Raw genomic sequence first — 19,540 nt, forward strand, 5'->3', positions numbered from 1 at the left:
CGCTGCTGCGCCAGCCCGAGGTTTCGGCCACCGCGGTGCTCGCGCACACCGACCCGAATCTGGGTGACCGGCTGGTCGCCTACGTGGTGCCCGAATCCGGTGAGCTCGACAGCGTGCGGCTGCAATCGGCATTGGCCGCCGAGCTGCCGTCCTACATGGTGCCGTCGGTCTTCCTCACCCTCGACGCGCTGCCGTTGAACGCCAACGGCAAGCTGGATCGAAAGGCATTGCCGGAGCCCACCTTCGAGAAGGCGGTCTTCCGCGCGCCGGTCACCCCGATCGAGGAGATCGTCGCGAACACCTTCGCCGAGGTGCTGCACCTCGGATCCGGAGACCGAGCACAGCGGCTCGGGCTGGATGACGACTTCTTCGCGTGGGGCGGCAACTCGCTGCTCGCGACGCAGGTCGCGGCCCGCCTCGGCGCGGCGCTGAACACCCGCGTTCCGGTGCGACTGCTGTTCGAGGCGCCGACCGTCGGCGCACTGGCCATCCGGGTGGAACAGCAGGCCGACGGGCGCGGACGGCACGCCCTGGTCGCCGGTCCACGGCCGGAACATATTCCGCTGTCGCTGGCCCAGCAGCGGATGTGGTTCCTCAACCGCTTCGACACCCAGTCCGCCGCCTACAACGTCCCCATCGCGGTGCGGTTGACCGGCGCGCTCGACGTGGCCGCACTGCGCGCCGCCATCGCGGATCTGGTGCGCAGGCACGAGGTCTTGCGCACCATCTACCCGGAGACAGAATCGGGTGCGGTGCAGCTGATTCTGCCGGTGGGACAGGCGATTCCGGAGCTGGACGTCCGGACGGTCACGCCAGACCAGGTCGAATCCGCCGTGGTCGAGTTGATTTCGGCGCCGTTCGATGTCACCGCCGAGGTGCCGGTGCGGGTGCGGTTGTTCGAGATCGACACCGAAAGCTCGGCTCCCGAGTACGTGATCGCGATGGTCGTGCACCATATCGCCGGTGACGGTTCCTCGATGGGGCCGCTGACCCGCGATCTGATGACGGCGTACGCGGCGCGCTCGGCGGGTGTCGCACCCAACTGGGCGCCGCTGGAAGTCCAGTACGCGGACTACAGCATCTGGCAGCGCGAACTGCTCGGCAGCGAGGACGATCCGGATTCGCTGATGTCCAAGCAGGTCGCCTACTGGCGGACCGCGCTGGCCGATCTGCCGGAGCAGCTGGACCTGCCCGCGGATCGCCCGCGGCCCGCGGTGCAGTCCTTCGCGGGTGGCACCGTCGAGGTGCGCATCGACGCCGATACCCACCGCGGTCTCAGCGGTGTGGCGCAGGCCGAGGGTGCGACGCTGTTCATGATCGTGCACACGGCGCTGGCCGTGCTGCTGTCCCGGCTGTCCGGCACGGACGACATCGCGATCGGTACGCCGATGGCGGGCCGGGGCGAGGCGGCGCTGAACGATCTGATCGGCACGTTCATCAATACCTTGGTGTTCCGTAGCCGGGTCGATTCGGCCGAGCCGTTCGCGGATCTGCTCAGGCGGCAGCGCGAAACCGACATCCAGGCGTTCGCCAATGCCGATGTGCCGTTCGAGCGGTTGGTGGAGGTGCTGAACCCGGCGCGGTCGCAGGCGCGGCATCCGCTGTTCCAGGTGGGTCTGTCGTTCCAGAACCTGGCCCAGACCACCCTGGAATTGCCGGATCTCACGGTCTCGGGTGTGGATTTCGATACCCACATCTCCCAGTTCGATCTGCACCTGATTCTCAGCGATCTGTACGACGAGTCCGGAGCTCCCGCTGGCATCGCCGGTGTGTTCACCTACGCCACCGACCTCTTCGACCGGAGCACGGTCGAAGGGTTCGCGGACCGGTTCACCAGGCTGCTGGGCGAGATCATCACCGCGCCGCGCGCGGCGGTCGGCGATCTCGAGCTGCTCACCGCGGTGGAGCGGGAACGGATGCTGGATGGCTGGAACGCCACCGCGCATCCGGTGGAACCCGAGCTGCTGCTCGACGGATACCGCCGCGCCGCCGCGGCGCACCCGGACGCTGTCGCGGTGGTATTCGAAGGTGCCGAACTGACCTACCGCGAATTCGACGAACGGGTGAACAAGCTTGCCCGCCTGTTGATTTCGCAGGGTGTAGGCGCCGAGTCGCTGGTCGGCCTCGCCGTGCGCCGGTCGTTGGATCTGGTTGTCGGCATGTACGCGATCGTCGCGGCCGGTGGCGCGTATGTGCCGCTGGATCCGGATCATCCGGCGGAGCGGATCGCGCACATCCTGGATACCGCGCAACCCGCGTGCGTGGTCACCACCGCGGCCGACGCGGTGCCGGTCCCCGCGGACATCCCGGTGCTCGAACTGGATTCGCTGGAGCTGGACGTGTTCTCCGCCGCTCCGATCGAACCCGGCGAGCTGCTGCGCCCGGTCACCCAGGACAACCCGGCTTACGTCATCTTCACCTCGGGTTCGACCGGTCGTCCGAAGGGCGTCGCGGTATCGCACGGGGCGATCAACAACCAGATCGAGTGGATGCTCGCGGAGTACCCGCTCGGTCCCGATGACGTGTACCTGCAGAAGACCGCGACCACATTCGACGTGTCGCTGTGGGGCTACTTCATGCCGCTGCGCGCGGGCGCGAAGCTGGTGGTCGCCACCCACGACGGCCATCGCGACCCGGCCTACGTTGCGGATGCCATTGCGGCGCACGGTGTTACCGTCACCGACTTCGTGCCGTCCATGTTGACGGTGTTCGCCGCCCAGCTGGACGCGGGTTCGCTGCCGACGCTGCGGGACGTATTCGTGATCGGTGAGGCGCTGCCGCCGGAAACGGTGACGGCGTGGCGGTCGGTTTCGGATGCGGTGCTGCACAACCTGTACGGGCCGACGGAGGCCGCGGTGTCGGTCACCTACTGGCCCGCGGGCGAGACGGATGTGCGCACCGTGCCGATCGGCTTGCCGCAGTGGAACACCCAGGTCTTCGTGCTGGATTCGCGGCTGCGGCCGGTGCCCGCCGGTGTGGCCGGTGAGCTCTACCTGGCCGGTGATCAGCTGGCCCGCGGTTACGTCGCACGGCCGGATCTGACCGCGGATCGTTTCGTGGCCAACCCGTTCGCGCCCGGTGCGCGGATGTACCGCACCGGCGACCTGGTGGTCTGGCGCGAACCCGCGGGTGCGGGTCATCGCCTGGAATACCTGGGGCGCACCGACTTCCAGGTGAAGTTCCGCGGTCAGCGGATCGAGCTCGGCGAGATCGAGACGGCGCTGCTGGCACATGCCGCGGTGAGTCAGGCGGTCGCGCTGGTGGCCGCGTCGGCGCTGGGCGATCAGTTGGTCGCGTATGTAGTTCCCGCGCCGGGCCAGTCGATCGACCAGCGGACACTGCTGGCCGAGGTGTCGCAGGTGCTTCCGGGCTATATGGTTCCGGCGGCCATCGTGGTGCTCGACGCCTTCCCGCTGAATTCCAGCGGCAAGCTCGACCGCAAGGCGCTGCCCGAACCGACCTTCACCACTCGCGAATTCCGTGCCCCGGCAACGCCGGTGGAGGAGATCGTGGCGGGCGTCTTCGGCGATGTGCTCGGTATCGAGCGCGTCGGCGCCGATGACGACTTCTTCGCCCTCGGCGGCAACTCGCTGGTGGCCACCCAGGTGGTCGGTCGGCTGAGTGCCGCGATCGGCGGCCGGGTGCCCGTGCGCGCGCTGTTCGAAGCGCCGACCGTGGCGGGCCTGGCGGTGAAGCTGGAGCAGCTGTCCGGTGTCGGCGAGCGGCGGCCACTGGTCGCCGGTGCGCGGCCGGATCCGGTGCCGTTGTCGCTGGCACAGCAGCGGATGTGGTTCCTGAACCGCTTCGACACCGAGTCTGCGGCCTACAACCTGCCCATCGCGGTCCGGTTGACCGGCGCGCTGGATGTCGACGCGCTGCGGGCGGCCATGGCCGATCTGGTCGGCAGGCACGAGATCCTGCGGACGGTGTACCCGGAGACCGCGGGTTCCCCCGCACAGGTGATTCTGCCGGTGGCGCAGGCTGTTCCGGCGCTGGAGCTGCGACCGATCGCGGCCGCCGAACTGGAATCCACCGTGATCGCGGTAATGGCGGCGCCGTTCGATGTCACGGCCGAGGTGCCGGTGCGGGTCGAGCTGTTCCAGGTGACCGACGCTCCCGCCGCTGTGTCCTCGGGTCACTCCGCAGGCTCCGCTCCTGCCCCGAACGAGTTCGTGCTGGTGCTCGTGGTGCACCACATCGCCGGTGACGGTTCGTCGATGGGCCCGCTGACCCGGGATCTGATGACGGCGTACGCGGCCCGCTCGGTCGGCGAATCCCCGACGTGGACGCCGCTGCCGGTGCAGTACGCGGACTACGCCATCTGGCAGCGCGAGCTGCTCGGCAGCGAGGACGATCCGGAATCGTTGGCGGCCAAGCAGATCGCCTACTGGCAGTCGGCCTTGGCCGATGTGCCGGACCAGCTGGATCTGCCCTCCGACCGTCCGCGTCCGGCCGTGCAGTCCTTCGCGGGCGGCAAGGTCGAGCTGAGCATCGACGCGGAAACGCACCGTGCGCTCGTCGCGCTGGCCCGGGCCGAGGGCGCGACGCTGTTCATGGTGGTGCACACCGCGTTCGCGGTGCTGCTCTCGCGGCTCTCGGGCACCGATGACATCGCGATCGGCACACCGATGGCCGGTCGCGGTGAGGCCGTGCTCGACGACCTGATCGGCATGTTCGTCAACACCCTGGTGTTCCGTACCCAGCTGGATCGCGGTGAGCCGTTCACCGAGCTGCTCGGGCGTCAGCGCGAAACCGATATCCAGGCGTTCGCGCATGCGGATGTGCCGTTCGAGCGGTTGGTCGAGGTGCTGAACCCGGTCCGGTCGCAGGCGCGTCATCCGCTGTTCCAGGTGGGTCTGTCGTTCCAGAACCTGGCGCGGACCACGCTGGAGCTGCCCGGACTGACGGTGGCCGGATTCGATATCGACACCCAGCTCTCGCAGTTCGATCTGCATCTGATCGTGGCGGACAGCTACGACGAGGACGGCACCGCGTCGGGTATGGGCGGCTATTTCACCTACGCCACCGACCTGTTCGACCCGGATACCGTCCGTGGCTTCGCCGATCGCTTCGCACGTGTGCTCGCCGAGATCATCGCGGCACCGCGCGCGGCCGTCGGCGATCTCGAGATCATGGCCGCGGATGAACGCCGCGAGCTTGTCTCCGGCCGGAATGCGACAGCGCGGCAGGTGGATTCGTCCGCGACGCTCGCCTCGCTGCTGGATCGAACCGTGGCGGCCACGCCGGATGCGGTGGCGCTGGTCGGCGACGACGGCACCGCCATAACCTATGGCGAACTCGGCTCCCGGGTGAATCAGCTTGCCCGGCACCTGATTTCGCTGGGTGTCGGACCGGAGGCGCGGGTGGCGCTCGCGCTGCGCCGCTCGGTGGACCTGGTGGTCGCGATGTACGCGGTCACCCAGGCCGGTGGCGCGTACGTGCCGCTGGATCCGGATCAGACCGGTGAGCGGACCGACTACATTCTCGAGACCGCTCGGCCACTGTGTGTCCTGACCAACGCCGACACCGATTTCCATACCTCGGTGACCGACGTCGTTCGGATGGACGCACTCGCGGACATCGCGGACGCGCCGATCGCCGACGCGGAACGGATCGCGCCATTGCGCGCCGCGAACACGGCGTACGTGATCTTCACCTCGGGTTCCACCGGTCGCCCCAAGGGTGTCGCGGTGCCGCATGCGGCGATCGTCAACCAGTTGCTGTGGAAGACCAGCGAATTCGGCCTCGGCGCCGAGGACGCGGTGCTGCTGAAGACGGCCGCGACCTTCGACCTGTCGGTGTGGGAATTCTGGTCGGCGGCGGTTTCCGGTGGCCGACTGGTCATCGCGTCCGCCGACGGACATCGCGATCCGAGCTACCTCAACACGCTGATGCGCGATAACGCCGTCACCACCCTGCATGTGGTGCCGTCGATGTTGGATGCCCTGCTGATCGAATCGGACGGACAGCTGCCCGAGTCGTTGCGCCGGGTGCTCGCCATCGGTGAGGCGCTGCCCGCGACGACCGCGCAGCGGTTCCGCGAGTCGAACGCGGCCACCCTGTTCAACCTCTACGGCCCGACCGAGGCCGCGGTCTCGATCACCAACCATGAGGTGACCGACGCGGATACTGTCTCCGTATCGATTGGTGTGCCGGAGTGGAACAGCCAGGTGTACGTGCTGGATGCGCGGTTGCGTCCGGTTCCGGTGGGTGTGTCGGGTGAGTTGTATCTGGCCGGTGCGCAGTTGGCGCGCGGTTACTTCGGACGCGTGGACCTGACCGCGGATCGCTTCGTGGCCGACCCGTTCGGCACCGGTGAGCGCATGTACCGCACCGGTGACCTGGTGGCCTGGAACAGCGATGGCGAGCTGGAGTATCGCGGTCGCACCGACTTCCAGGTGAAGATCCGCGGGTTCCGGATCGAGCTCGGTGAGATCGAGGCGGCCCTGCTGCGGCAGACCTCGATCAGCTCGGCCGCGGTGCTCGCGCATACCGATCCGGCACTCGGTGACCGCCTGGTCGCCTATGTGGTACCGACCACCGGCGAACTCGACAAGGGTGCGCTGCAGTCGGCGCTGGCCGCGGAACTGCCGTCCTACATGGTGCCGAGCGCCTTCCTGGCGCTGGACGCCTTGCCACTCAACGCGAATGGCAAGCTCGATCGAAAGGCCTTGCCGCAGCCCACCTTCGAACATGCCGCATTCCGCGCGCCGGTCACCCCGGTCGAGCAGATCGTGGCCGGTGTGTTCGCCGATGTGCTCGGCATCGAACGGATCGGCGCCGACGACGACTTCTTCGCACTCGGCGGTAACAGCATCCTGTCGATCCAGTTGGTATCGCGGGCGAAGGCGCTCGGTGTGGTGTTCTCCGTGCGCGACGTCTTCGATCGGCGCAGTGTCGCCGGACTCGCCGCCATCGCCAGCTCGGCCGCGGATCTGCGGCAGGCGACGATGGCCGAGCTGCCCGGCGGCGGCATCGGCGAGATCCCGCTGCCGCCGAGCATCGCCGCGGTGCTGGCGAACGGCGCGGCGTACCAGCGCTTCTCCTATGAGGCGGCGGTGGCACTGCCGAGCGAACTCGACGGGGATCGGCTGCGTGCGGCGGTCGCCGCTTTGGTCGACCGGCACGACGCGCTGCGCACTCGCTTGCGCTCGGTCGATGAGGGCTGGGAATTCGAAGCGCTCGACCGCGGCGCCATCGATATCGATGCGCTGGTGCGCGAGGTCGCCTTCGATACCGAGCTCGACGACGACTACGGCTACGACGAGCTGATGCGGCTGGCCGACAACGAACGCACGGCCGCCGCGGATCGCCTCGATCCGGCCAACGGTGTGATGGCACAGTTCGTGCGGTGCACCGCCGACCGGCTCGACGGCGGCAACTTCATGTTGGTCGTGGTGCACGGGTTCGCGGCCGATCCGAAGTCCCTCGGCATCCTGACCGGCGATCTGCTCGACCTGATCGCCGACGACCAGGTCGTCCTTCCGGAGGTCGGCACCTCGCTGCGGCGTTGGGCATACGGTCTGACCGAGCAGGCGAGCGGCCGCGCCGCGGAACTGCCGTTCTGGCAGGAGGTTTCGGCCACAACCGAGCCGCTGCTCGGCGCGCGCGCCTTCGATCCGGCGCTGGACACCGTCGCCACCACGCGACGGGTGCGCATCGAGGTGCCGACGGATATCTCCGAGGTACTGCTCACCACCGTTCCTGCGCGGTTCCACGGCAGGGTGCCGGACGGACTGCTGTCGGCATTGGCCATGGCGCTGGTGCGTTGGCGCGGCGAGGAGCACGGATCGGATGTGCTGATCCGGCTCGACGGTGACGGCCGGTCCGCGGTCAGCGGTGCCGAATTGTCGCGCACCGTGGGTGCTTTCACCGCCGTCTATCCGGCCCGGCTCGCGCTGGGCGGGATCGATCTGGCCGAGGCGTTCGACGGCGGCGATGCCGCTGGTGCGCTCATCAAGTCGGTGAAGGAACAGCTGCTCGAGGTGCCGGATCAAGGCGTCGGCCATGGTCTGCTGCGGCTGCCGCTGGTGGGTCAGGTCGGCTTCCGGTATCAGGGAGCGGCGATCAAGACCGAGCGGGATGCCACCATGCCCGCGAACGGGCCGCTGGATATCGCCGTCACCATCGGCGACGAGGACGACGGTCCGCGACTGCTGGCCACCTTCGAATTCCCGGTGGGCCTGCTGTCTCCCGAGCGGGTGCAGGAGTTGGCGGAGCTGTGGGTCGCCGCGCTCACCGCGCTGGCCGAGCACGCGCAGCGGCCGGACGCCGGTGGTCATACGCCGTCGGATCTGCCGCTGGTGCAGGTCGGCCAGGCCGATATCGAACTGTGGGAACAGACCTATCCGGGCCTCGATGATGTCTGGCCGGTCTCGCCGCTGCAGTCCGGTCTGCTCTTCCACGCGCTGATGACCACGGCGACTCTGGACGTCTACACCATCCAGGCCGTGGTGCGGCTGACCGGAACGGTGGATGCGGCGCGGTTGAACGCGGCCGCGCAGGCGATCCTGGATCGGTACCCGAATCTGCGCACCGCATTCGTCACCGACTCCACCGGTCAGGTCCGGCAGGTCGTGCTCGATCGGGTCGAAGTGCCTTGGCGCGTCGTCGATCTCACCGAACTGCCGGAGGCGGAGCGGGCCGAGGAACTGCGTCGTCGGATCGAGGCGGACCACGCCGAGCGCTTCGATATGTCCACCCCGCCGCTGGTGCGCTACACGCTGTTGCGCACCGCGGCCGAGGAGTGGTCGCTGGCGATCACCACGCACCACGTGCTGCTCGACGGCTGGTCGATGCCGCTGCTGATGCGTGATCTGTTGGTGCTCTACGCGACTCGTGGCGACCAGTCGGCACTGCCGCAGGTCTCCTCCTACCGCGACTTCCTGGACTGGCTCGCCACCCGCGATCAGGACGAGTCGTTGCGGGTCTGGGCCGATGCCTTCGACGGTGCCACCGAACCGACCGAATTGGCTACGCCCGCACGGACGGTCGAGACCTACGAGACCGCTAAACTGATCACCCAGATCGACGCCGACCGCACCCGTCAGCTGACCAAGCACTGCGCCGAACTCGGTATCACGGTCAACACTCTGGTGCAGGCGGCCTGGGGCATCCTGCTCGGCAGGCTCACCGGCCGCGCCGATGTGGTGTTCGGCGCCACCGTGTCGGGTCGGCCCGCCGAGCTGACCGGTGTGGAATCGATGGTCGGTCTGTTCATCAATACGCTCCCGGTGCGGGTGCGCATCGATGACCGCGCGACGATCGACGATCAGCTGAAGCGGTTGCAGCGCGACCAGGCCGAGCTGCTCGATCACCACTACGTCGGCCTGTCCGATATCCAGCGGGCCGCCGGAATCGCCTCGCACTTCGACACGCTGCTGGTGTTCGAGTCGTACCCGATCGATCGGGAGGCGATCGCCGCGGCGAGTTCGATCGACGGCATGTCGGTGACCGATGTCGGTGTGGACAGTGCGACGCACTACCCGCTCACTCTGCAGGTGACCGCGGAATCGACCCTCGAATTCACCTTCGAGTACCTCATCAGCCGGTTCAGCGCCGAAGAGGTGGAAACCCTGTCCACCAGGCTGATTCGGGTGCTGGACGCGCTCATCGGCGATCCGGCCGGGCTGGTCGGCGATATCGATATCCTCGATGCCGGTGAGCGGGCCCGCCTGCTCGTCGAATCCGGTATCGCGGCGACGGCGCCCGCGCCGGAGCCGGTGGGCCGGGTCGGTGCGCGCACGGTGTCGAAGGTGCTCGCCGAGGTGGTCGAGGCGGATCCCGAGGCGCCCGCACTGCTGGTGGACGGCGACGAAATCGCCTACCACGTGCTTGATCGGCGTTCCTCGCAGCTGGCCCGGGTGCTCATCGCGCACGGTGCCGGACCCGGCGATGTGGTGGCCCTTGCGCTGCCGCGTTCGGTGGATGCGGTGGTCGCGGTCTGGGCCATCCAGAAGGCCGGTGCCGCCTGCCTGTTCGCCGGTGATCTGTCCGCCGCCGAAATGGCCACCGCCGGAGCCGTTTTCGGTATCACGCTGGAACCGACCGATGGCCCGATCAACTGGCTGGTCCCGAGCGATCCGACGGTCCAGGCCGAATTGGCCGCGGCCGCGGCGCATCCGGTCTCCTACGCCGATCGGGTCCGCCCGCTCGCCGAGGAACACCCGGCCTTCGTGGTCCTCGCGGCCGACGGCACGGTACGCGCCTTCAGCCAGACCGAGGCGCTCGAGCAGGCCGAGCAGGTCCGCTCGGACTACGACATCGATTACGAGTCGACGACCTTTACCACCGCCGTCTCGGGCCGAGCCGCATTCCTGGAGTCCATGACGGCGGCCGTCGCCGGAGCGTTGTCGGTGCTCCCCGGCGCGGACGACATCGCCGACGACCTGGCCGACGGCGAGGTCACCCACTGGTTCGTCACCGTGGGCGAGTCGACCGACGCTGCGGACGAGGACGTGCGAATCGTGATCGTGGAGTAGTCGAGACCGCCTGGGCGGTACCGGTAAGGCAAGAGCCCCGCACCTCGAACAGATGGAGGTGCGGGGCTCTTGCCTTACCGGTCAGCTTCGAGGAAATCCGAGGTCGGATTCCCCGAGAAACGTGTACTCGCCTTCATTGGCTTCGAGCAGACGACCAGCGAAGGTCATAGCCTCGATAAGAGCCTGGACCGCATCCACACCGAAGATAGCCCGAGTCAACGGCTCCGCCTCCATGCCTTCGATCCGAACGGCGCACGAGTAGGAACCACCTTCGGACGGCTCGGGCTTCCCGAACGTGACGACCACGGGATCATCGCCCTTGCGAAGTTCGCGGGTCGCGATCGGTTCCCCAACCTCCCAGGTCATTGCCATTGCCGCATCCTATCCAGCTCCGCCGAGCGCGGCAGGCGTGTCTGGTCCGCCCGGCCCAGCGCATCATCGAGCCGAGAAATATCGTTACGCAACGTTTCCCTTCCAATAGCTGACCGGCCGGAGCCGATCAGTAGTCCTGTGATGCGTCGGATTTCATCCCGCCCGTGTCCTCGCATTCGATCCGTTCGCGGATTCCCCTGACGGACCGATTCTTCGGAATCCGTTCCGGCCATACGATTACGCCGACCGTCACCGCCAGCGGTAGCCCGATCGCGACAACCCAGCCGAGCGTGATCACGCCAGGTCTTGGAGGAGTCGCAGCACCGTGGCGCATGTCTCGGCGTCGGCAGGTTCGACAGGGTTGACGCGGTGACCCACGACGGCGGCCTCCGGAACCCGTTGCGGTAGTCCGCGATCGGCTGGAGTCCACAACTCCAGGTACACCCCTGGACTGTCGTTCTCGTCGCCGTAGTCGGCGACCTCCAACATCCCGCCTGGGAACACGAACAGTCTTGTGCGCCTGTCCATCGCTACTCCTGTAGTCCGGTATTGGTAGGCACCCCGCGACCGGTTGGCGTCACATGTCACGGGGGCCAGTTCAGACGTTAAGGAGGGGCCCAGCAGCAACGCTAGAAAGTTGCAAAGAGTTGCCCAGATTCGTCTATCAGGCAACAAAGGTCTGTGATTCCAGGGATCATGTACCCAGCACGAGAAACTTTGTGCACCAACTAGACAGGAGGCTTTGACATGGGCTTGAGGTTTCTTGGAAAGGGTGGCTCAGAGGTCACAGGATGCCCTTCCCTCTACGCCACCGACGACGGCTACCTAGCGCAGGGGTGGATCACCGACCGACCCGAAACTGTTGAGATACCTCATCTCCTACTCGGCTTCCTGGAGCCGGATACGTTCATCGGAGCCACGCTCACCGACACCGGTAGGGGCACCTTCACCCTTACCGGTCAACCTGTAACCGACGCTGAGACGCTGGGACAGCTAGACCTAGCCGACAACGAAACTGCTATCGAAGTACCGATATCACGGAGGACGTTTTACGGTGCAGCACCTTCGAAATGATTGGTCAACCTGGTTGGGCTTCTTCCACGGTTGTAAGGCTCGAGCATTTCATTTGGAGGTCAGAGATGCTTATGCCGTTCCACAGGAAAACGAACGCTTCCGCCGATTCCTCAACGGCGAGCCTCCGACGGTTGATGACTACAAGAACGATTGGGTTGCCCTCGTTCAAGATACAACCGCGCGGGGTGTGGAAATTAGCCGGGTGCGAGTTGTAACCATCCCCCACTCGGATTACCAGCGATGGCTATTGTCTGTCACCAAGGGCAATGTGGAGGCGGGCGAAGATATTCGTTACGTACCGCGCCATCTCGCCGGGGAGGTGCCACCCGATGATTGGTGGCTCATCGATAATGATCGGGTGGTGTTCAACCTTGTTGACGAGCAGGGCGCACAGGCAGAATGGGTCGCCGTCACTACTGACTCCCGAATAGTCGAATACTGCCATAGTGTGAAACAACGGCTTTGGGATTTGGCTACGCCATACGTCGAATATGTCGATAGCGACTACGGCCGACAGTGACAGGTGTTGACGACGCGCGGGAAGCTCTCGGGGCGCGGCTCCGGGAGCTTCGCCGCAGATCGGGTATCACCGGCAGGAGGCTCGCCTCTCTGTCTGGCTGGCACCCGTCGAAAGTCTCGAAGATCGAATATGGCCGGATCAAGCCGTCTGACTCCGATATTCGCGCATATTGTGATCATGCGAATGCAGCTGACCAACTCGAGGACCTGCTCGCGACCCTCTACAACATCGATACTGCTTATCTGGAGTGGCGGCGAATCCTTGCTACCGGAGTGAAGCGCAGACAGCAGAAATCTGTGAAGCTCGAAGCGGAGGCGAATAACCTCCGTGTCTATACCACTCAGGTAGTTCCTGGCCTCCTCCAGACCGCCGAATACGCTGAGTCCATCCTCAGGCGTCATGTCGAGTTCTATCGAGTGCCCGATGATGTGGAAGAAGGTGTTTCCAAGCGGATGGACCGGCAACGCATTCTTTATCAGCGTGAACACCGGTTTCACTTCCTGATCAGTGAGCAGTCGCTATTCACGACTGTTGGGAATGACGATGTGATGCGAGGGCAACTCGATAGGTTAGCATCAATCATCGGAATGCCCCGGATCACTATAGGTATCATTCCGGCTATTGCTGAAGCACTCATCGTTTCGAATAGCTTTGTCATGTTCGACAACCGCATGGTTATGGTTGAGAGCACAGCGGCAGAGCTGACAATCACTCAGCCGCGAGAAGTTGCGATCTACGGCCGGGCGTTCGATGTGCTTGCCGGTCAATCGGTTACAGGGGAGACAGCGCGGGAACTCATCCGGAGGGCGCTGGAAAGGCGGGCTAGATAGCCGTCGCAGTGCAGGGCCACGGCTATCACTCGTTCGCCGATCAGCCCATGGTCGAGACCCGATTGAACATCCGTCCGGCCATATCAGCGCCCACGATCCGGCCGCGTTCGTCGCGGGTGAAGAAACCGCGCTGGCCCTGCAGGCCGCCGCTGGTGACGATGTATTCGTCGCGCTCGCCGGGGAGCAGGCCGAGTCCGGCTGCCGGAAGGTCCGGGGGCAGTTCGATTTCCGAGGCCGCACGGATCTCGGGTTTGATTCCACAGGCGATCGTCAGGCCGGTCTCGTCGGTGCCGATGGTGAGTGTCATGGCGTCGATTTCGTAGTCGCCGATGAATTCCTCAGCGCGTGCCGGATCGAAGGGGAGTGGTTCGGGATCCCTATCGATCAACCCGAGGTAATGCTCGAGTGCCCAGCGCACCACGGCCTGGTTGAATTGGATGCCGTCGTCCGGGCCCGCGTTGGACATGACGGTAATGGCGAAGTTCCGCTCTGGCACGGTGACGAGTTCGGCGAATTGGCCGTTCGATGAGCCACCGTGGGCGGCGATTCGCACACCGTCCGTATCGCGCAGGAACCAGCAGATGCCGAAGGCGTCGCCGAGCGAGCTGCCATGCAACTCGACGGTCTGCTCCTTCATCCGTGCCAGCGTCTCGGCGGGCATCAGACGTTCACCGCTTTCGGCGCGGCCGTCGCCGAGTTGGAAACGCGCCCAGCGCAATTGGTCGGCAACCGACGACACGAGGCCGCCGCCCGGATTGTTGGCGCGGGTGTCCTTCCACTGGCTTGCGACCGACAGCGCGCCGTCCGCACCGCGATTGTGCCCGACCGCGAAGCGCCGAGTCATGATCTCGCTCAACAGATATCGACTGCGCGACAACCCGATCGGGTCGAGCAGCAACTGTGCGACCGCCTTCTCGAAGGTCAGCCCGGTCACCTTCTCGATGACCCGCCCCAGCAGGTTGTACCCGGCCTGCGAATAGGAAGCGCGAGCACCGACCGGCCCGATCAGCTCCAACTCGTTCATGCGCGCCACATATTCGGCCAGCGCGTCATCCCCGTCCCCGGTCTCGACGATCAGCCGAATCCCCAGCCCCGCAGTGTGATTGAGTAGATTGAACACCGTCATCTCGGCGGCGGCCGCCTCATCGCCCAGCACCAACTCCGGCACGTACCGCCGCACCGGCGCATCCAACTCGACCTTGCCCTCCGCGACCAGCCGCATCACCGCCGTCGCGGTGAACGTCTTACTCACCGACCCCAACACGAACATGGTGTCCCGATCCACCGGCACCGGACTCTCGATACTCGTCACCCCATGCGCGGCGAAAACCTCCCGCCCATCAACCCAAACCCCAACCGCCGCCCCCGGCACCCCGAACTTGCGAGCCGTGGCCTCGACGAATTCGGCCAGCGCAGTATCAGACATGTCATTCCCTTCCATCCGTGTTCGCCCGTGACGACAAGGTCTCTCGATCCGGTATCGCGTGCGTCCGGGGCTGAACAGAAGGATGCCCACCTCCGCTGACACGGCGCTGATACGAACAGCTCGGTATAGGCTCGCTGCAATGCACTGCATTTGATGCAGTGCACTAAACTTCATTCGAGTCGAAGAAGGTCGTTGTATCCCGTTCGGCGAGGTAGGAGGTGGCTACGATGGCAATGCCCATTCCCCGGTCCGACCGTTGGACCGCCGAGGACCTCGATCACATGCCCGAAGACGGATTACGATACGAGGTGCTGAATGGCCAGCTCGTCGTGAACGCTGCTCCCAAGCCTCGCCATCAATGGCTGATTCAATGGCTGGCCCGAGCACTTGCTGATACCGTGCCACCCGGCTACGTAGTGCTCGAGGGCGTTGGGGTGCTGATCGGCGACGACGAGCCGATTCCGGATGTCATGGTCGTTACTGGCCCGATCGACTGGGATGCGCGCGGAGTGCCCGCCGAGCAGGTCGAACTGGTGGTCGAAGTGGTGTCCAAATCCACCACGTTGCAGGACCGGATGGTCAAGCCTGTGCTATACGCGTCGGCCGGGATCCCGAACTACTGGCGCGTCGAGATCAACCCGTTCAAAGGCCAGCTCCTCAACGAAACCTTGCCTGTTCTCTTCGCTTATGCGCTAGGACCGGACGAAACCTACGAACCTACGCACCGGGTGGCAGCCGGAGACACTGCCACCCTGCGTAGTCCCTTCGAATTCACCGTCGATCCGGCGTCACTGATGCCCTGATCCAGACTTATCGCGGTCAGGTACGAACGCGAGCAGTTCAGCGACCGACCATTGGTCATCGGCATGGGCACCGAGTTTGCTGGCGACTACCCGTCCGTCGGGCGCGATGAGGAAGTCGCCGGGGAGGCCTAGGCGGCCGCCTTCGGGTTGCGTTGGGGGAGCGGGCTTTTCCTTGCGGAGGACAGCCAGGGTCGCTGTGGTGACGCCACGGATGATGGTGGGCCAGGCGCGGGGGTCGAGTAGTGCGCGGGGTTTGGCTTCGATGCCGAATTCGCGGTAGAGGGTTCGGGCCGGGTCGGCGATCAGGTCGAAGGGGAGGTCGCCTTCGTATTTGCGCAATTCGTCTGCGCTGGAATGGAATACGACGACCTCGCGGATATCGGCGGCGAGGATTTCGGCGTGCCGGGCCGCGAACGAGCGCAGGTGCAGGTTGCAGATGGGGCATCCGGCGAAGCGGCGGAACTGCAGATGGATCAGGCAATCCTGGTCCGGAATCCGAATAGTGCTGTCGGCGATGGTGACCAGCTCCCGGGCGGGCACCGTGGTCGGCAATGGCATGGAAACTCCTTTCGTAGGTGTACGACGTACGCCTACGACAAGTATGCGCGTACCTTGTACGCTGTCAACCCGTGCCCCGCCCTCGCTCGCTGACCAGCCCCGCCATCGCGGCCGCCGCCATCGCGGTGCTCGACCGCGACGGTCTGTCCGGCCTCACCATGCGCGCGGTCGCGAAGGAACTCCGCATCGCCACCATGGGGCTCTACCGCTACGTCGCCGACCGCGACGAACTCGAGCTGCTGGTCGTCGACCATCTCCTGGCAGACATCGACCTCACGCCACCGACTGCACCCGACTGGCGCGACCGCATCGCGGCCCTACTGGACCGCATGCGCACGACGGTCTCCGCCCACCCGGCAACGGTCCCGCTGGTCGTGCGCCACCGCCAGTCCGCCCCCAACAGCCTGCGCTGGATCGAAGCCACACTGACCGTGCTCACCGATGCGGGTTTCACCGGCGTCGGTCGAGTCCTGGCCCAGCGAACCCTCATGGCCTTCCTGCTCGGCCATCTCCAGAACGAGCACTACGGCCCACTCTCCGGCGCGGGCACCGCCGCGATGGCCGGACTGGCACCGGCCGACTATCCGGTACTCGTCGAAACCGCCGCCGACGCCCGAAATGTCGATGCCGAGACGGAATTCCGCCTCGGCATCGAAATTGTCCTGCGCGGCCTCGTGCCTAGATGAGCCCCGGAATGGACATGATCTCACCCATGATGCGGTGACCGGTATCGTTCAAATGCAGGCCGTCGCCGCTGTCCAGATCGGGTCGGATGAAGTCGGGATCGTTCGGATCCTCCACGGCGGCAGCCACATCGAACACCGCATCGAAAACGGTTGTGGTGCGCAGCCATTCGTTGATCTGATGGCGGACCACGCGGCCCTCGGCGACATTGAGGTCCGGATAGATGACACCGGCGAAGGGCCCGATGGTGTTGGCGTACACCGCGAGTCCGGCTGCATGCGCACGTCCGGCCAACTCCGTGAAACCGGCGATGAGCGCCTCGGCGGATGACGTGCTGTTGTCGAGGATCAAATCGTTGATACCGAAGTTCAGGACCACATGCGTCACACCGGGAACCGCGAGCACATCGCGGTCGAAACGGGCCAGGCCGTGTTCGCCGACCTGATCGGTCAGCAGTCGGGTCCCACCGATGCCTTGATTGAGAACCCAACCGCTGCTGAGGCGTTCGTTCAGGACGTCGACGGAACGATGGTTCGCACCCGAGGTCGATCCGACGCCTTCGAACCAGGAGTCGCCGAACGCGACAACGATCGGGCCATTCGCCGAGGTGAGCACGTCGACGCCGGTCACATAGAAGCGCGAGGTGGTCTCCTCGGCTTCGGTTAGCGCGAGTGCGGTGACCTGATCGCCAGCGGCCACGAAGCTGGGTTCCATCGGCAGCTGCGAAAACGGCGCCAGGCTAGTCTTTTCCGGCAGGTAAATGCTCAGCACCAGATCCGTACCGGCCGCTGTAGCGAAATCGACTGGGTCACTGACGATATCGGCCCCGGCGGGAATGACGACTTGTGCCTTGCCGTCGAAGCGCAGCTCGGTATCGGTCTCCGCGACGATCTCCACCCCCGACTTGCGCAGCGCGATGCGGGCCGCGCCGAGGCTCACCGGCGTCGAGCCGTAACGGTTCGTCAGCCGCACCCGCAGCTGCTCGCCGCCGCCAACCAGGTGCAGCACCTGACGCACCGTCTCATCGGCGAACCCGCGTGGCTCGGCGAAACGAATCCGCTCGGCAGGATCGACCAGCGTGGAACGGAAGCCAGCGACCCAGCGCGAAGAGGTAGTCATCGGAATCTCCATTTAGTTGCGGTGAGGAATATTGCGGTGACAACAATCTAGCGCATATGTTCCGCATGTCAACTATCCCCACGGCAACTATCTCGGCTAAGCTCGCAACCGTGGACGCAGAACTCTTCGACGACCCCAGGCTCACCACCATGGGCCTGCTCTACGAGGCGTACGAAGGCCTGACCCGAAAACTGGAACCCACCTGGAAGAAACACGGTCTGTCCGGGCTCGATGTCAATGCGCTTATGCGCCTGAGCCGCTCACCGGAGCGTCGCCTGCGAATGACCGATCTCGCCGCTCAGACCAACCTGTCCACCAGCGGCGTCACCCGGCTGGTCGACCGCCTGCAGCGCAACGGTTTCGTGCACCGCGAACTCGACTCGGTGGACCGCCGCAGCTCCTACGCCGTGCTCACCGCCACCGGTGCGACCCGCTTGGCCAGCGTCCTCCCGGATTACCTCGAGGTCATCGAGCGCTGGTTCACCGGCTTGCTTCCCCCAGACCAGCTCGACGCCTTTGTCGCCGGTCTACGCACCATTCGCGATCAGGTGAATCCAGAAGCCACCGCCCGCGAACCCGACTAGCCGTCGGCCTCGGTTGCTACGTTGCGCGACATGACGCCCTACCTCGAAGCCGCGGGCATGCATCCATCGAGCACGAGATCGAGGCCATCGCCGCCGCTTGTATGTGAGCGCTAGTCGATCGCCGCGGTGAGGCGATTGGTGAGTTCGCGGATGTGGGCGATCAGTTCGGGGGGTTCGTGGATTCGGCAGTCGAAGCCGAAAGTCGCTATGTAGATGGCGAGTTCGTCCAGGGAGTTGGACCCCGTGCGGAGTAGGCAGCTGTGTTCATCGATGGCCTCGATGACGCCGACGGTCGGCGCGATGCGTTCGGCGGCGACTTGGGCGGGCACAAACAGGGTGACGCGGGCGGCGTAGCGGTAGGGGGAAGTCGTTGTGCCGCTGGTGATGTAGTGGGCCAGATCGGCCTCGGGTGGTTCCCGCGGGGTGAAGCGCGGGCCGGTGGGAATGCGGGGGTGCACGCGGTCGACGCGATAGGTGCGCCAGTCCGCGCGGTCGATATCCCAGGCGATGAGGTACCAGTGCCGACCGGTGTGGACCAGGCGGTGCGGCTCGGTGGTGCGCAATGATGTTGTGCCGCCGTGCGTTCGGTAGTCGAAGCGCAGGCGGTGATTGTCGCGGATGGCACCGGCGATGGCAGTCAGCACATCGGGGTCGACGGTCGGTCCTGCGGAAGGCACTGTGACAGTGACCGATTGGAGCAGGCTGACCCGATGCCGCAACCTCGACGGCAAAACCTGCTCCAGTTTGGTGAGCGCGCGCAATGAGCTGTCCTCGATGCCCGCGATGGTGCCGCCCGCCGCGGTGCGCAACCTGACGGCGACGGCGACCGCCTCGTCATCGTCGAGCAGCAGCGGCGGCAGTTTCGCACCCGCGCCGAGACGGTAGCCCGCGACACCGGCGGTCGCATCGACCGGATAGCCGAGATTGCGCAACTTATCGATATCGCGGCGCACCGTGCGCACATCGACCTCGAGGCGTTCGGCGAGTTCGGTACCGGTCCAGTCGCGAGGCGTCTGCAAGAGCGAAAGCAATCGCAGCAGGCGCGCGGAGGTTTCCAACATGGTTGAAAGTCTGCCGCAAACCTAGGGC

At 65.7% G+C, this 19,540-nt stretch carries 13 protein-coding genes; 7 read left to right on the forward strand and 6 right to left on the reverse strand.

All coding sequences use genetic code 11. The features are described from left to right. Positions 1–10,481, forward strand: a 10,481-nt coding sequence (locus tag NA5_RS34845; protein ID WP_157110812.1) for a non-ribosomal peptide synthetase, incomplete at its 5' end; no start/stop codon positions are given. An 81-nt stretch (positions 10,482–10,562) separates the two neighbouring features. Here the strand turns inward: NA5_RS34845 and NA5_RS34850 are convergent. Both NA5_RS34850 and NA5_RS34855 read right to left on the reverse strand, forming a co-directional pair. Then, positions 10,563–10,853 carry a DUF6968 family protein gene (locus tag NA5_RS34850; RefSeq protein ID WP_157110813.1) on the reverse strand — a complete coding sequence of 97 codons (291 nt, stop codon included), beginning with the start codon at positions 10,851–10,853 and terminating at the stop codon, positions 10,563–10,565. A gap of 294 nt (positions 10,854–11,147) precedes the next feature. Beyond that, entirely contained in the window at positions 11,148–11,381 is a 234-nt protein-coding gene (locus NA5_RS34855; protein WP_157110814.1) for a hypothetical protein, read from the reverse strand. A gap of 219 nt (positions 11,382–11,600) precedes the next feature. Here NA5_RS34855 and NA5_RS39875 point away from each other — a divergent pair, with 219 nt between their 5' ends. The 3 genes from NA5_RS39875 to NA5_RS34865 are packed head-to-tail and all read left to right on the forward strand — an operon-like array spanning position 11,601 to position 13,277. After that, complete coding sequence (locus NA5_RS39875; protein ID WP_084484654.1) at positions 11,601–11,927, forward strand: hypothetical protein; 327 nt, start codon at positions 11,601–11,603, stop codon at positions 11,925–11,927. After that, complete coding sequence (locus tag NA5_RS39880; RefSeq protein WP_084484655.1) at positions 11,908–12,447, forward strand: DUF6879 family protein; 540 nt, start codon at positions 11,908–11,910, stop codon at positions 12,445–12,447. The genes NA5_RS39875 and NA5_RS39880 overlap by 20 nt, the downstream gene beginning before the upstream one ends. Then, positions 12,444–13,277, forward strand: coding sequence for a helix-turn-helix domain-containing protein (locus NA5_RS34865; RefSeq protein WP_062993296.1), 834 nt, complete (start codon positions 12,444–12,446; stop codon positions 13,275–13,277). The genes NA5_RS39880 and NA5_RS34865 overlap by 4 nt, the downstream gene beginning before the upstream one ends. A gap of 40 nt (positions 13,278–13,317) precedes the next feature. Here NA5_RS34865 and NA5_RS34870 read toward each other — a convergent pair whose 3' ends face one another. Continuing rightward, positions 13,318–14,703: a serine hydrolase domain-containing protein gene (locus NA5_RS34870; protein ID WP_062993327.1), complete on the reverse strand. Its 1,386-nt coding sequence runs from the start codon at positions 14,701–14,703 to the stop codon at positions 13,318–13,320. Between the two features lie 227 nt (positions 14,704–14,930). Here NA5_RS34870 and NA5_RS34875 point away from each other — a divergent pair, with 227 nt between their 5' ends. Further along, the gene (locus NA5_RS34875; protein ID WP_062993297.1) at positions 14,931–15,506 is read left to right on the forward strand and encodes a Uma2 family endonuclease; all 576 of its coding nucleotides are present in this window, start codon (positions 14,931–14,933) and stop codon (positions 15,504–15,506) included. Here the strand turns inward: NA5_RS34875 and NA5_RS34880 are convergent. Then, positions 15,492–16,064, reverse strand: a complete 573-nt coding sequence (locus NA5_RS34880; protein ID WP_062993298.1) for a peroxiredoxin-like family protein — start codon at positions 16,062–16,064, stop codon at positions 15,492–15,494. The genes NA5_RS34875 and NA5_RS34880 overlap by 15 nt on opposite strands. Before the next feature lie 71 nt (positions 16,065–16,135). Between NA5_RS34880 and NA5_RS34885 the strand changes: the two genes are divergently transcribed. After that, complete coding sequence (locus NA5_RS34885) at positions 16,136–16,750, forward strand: TetR/AcrR family transcriptional regulator (protein WP_062993299.1); 615 nt, start codon at positions 16,136–16,138, stop codon at positions 16,748–16,750. Here the strand turns inward: NA5_RS34885 and NA5_RS34890 are convergent. Further along, positions 16,743–17,867, reverse strand: coding sequence for a GDSL-type esterase/lipase family protein (locus NA5_RS34890; protein WP_063813783.1), 1,125 nt, complete (start codon positions 17,865–17,867; stop codon positions 16,743–16,745). The two genes, NA5_RS34885 and NA5_RS34890, sit on opposite strands and share 8 nt — an antisense overlap. A gap of 110 nt (positions 17,868–17,977) precedes the next feature. On the opposite strand from NA5_RS34890, the gene NA5_RS34895 reads away from it, so the two are divergent. Further along, entirely contained in the window at positions 17,978–18,451 is a 474-nt protein-coding gene (locus tag NA5_RS34895) for a MarR family winged helix-turn-helix transcriptional regulator (RefSeq protein WP_062993301.1), read from the forward strand. 110 nt (positions 18,452–18,561) lie between these two features. Here NA5_RS34895 and NA5_RS34900 read toward each other — a convergent pair whose 3' ends face one another. Then, positions 18,562–19,512, reverse strand: a complete 951-nt coding sequence (locus NA5_RS34900) for a helix-turn-helix transcriptional regulator (RefSeq protein WP_062993302.1) — start codon at positions 19,510–19,512, stop codon at positions 18,562–18,564. Between the last annotated feature and the right edge of the window lie 28 nt (positions 19,513–19,540).

Source organism: Nocardia anaemiae NBRC 100462 (assembly GCF_001612725.1).
Taxonomy (GTDB): domain Bacteria; phylum Actinomycetota; class Actinomycetes; order Mycobacteriales; family Mycobacteriaceae; genus Nocardia; species Nocardia anaemiae.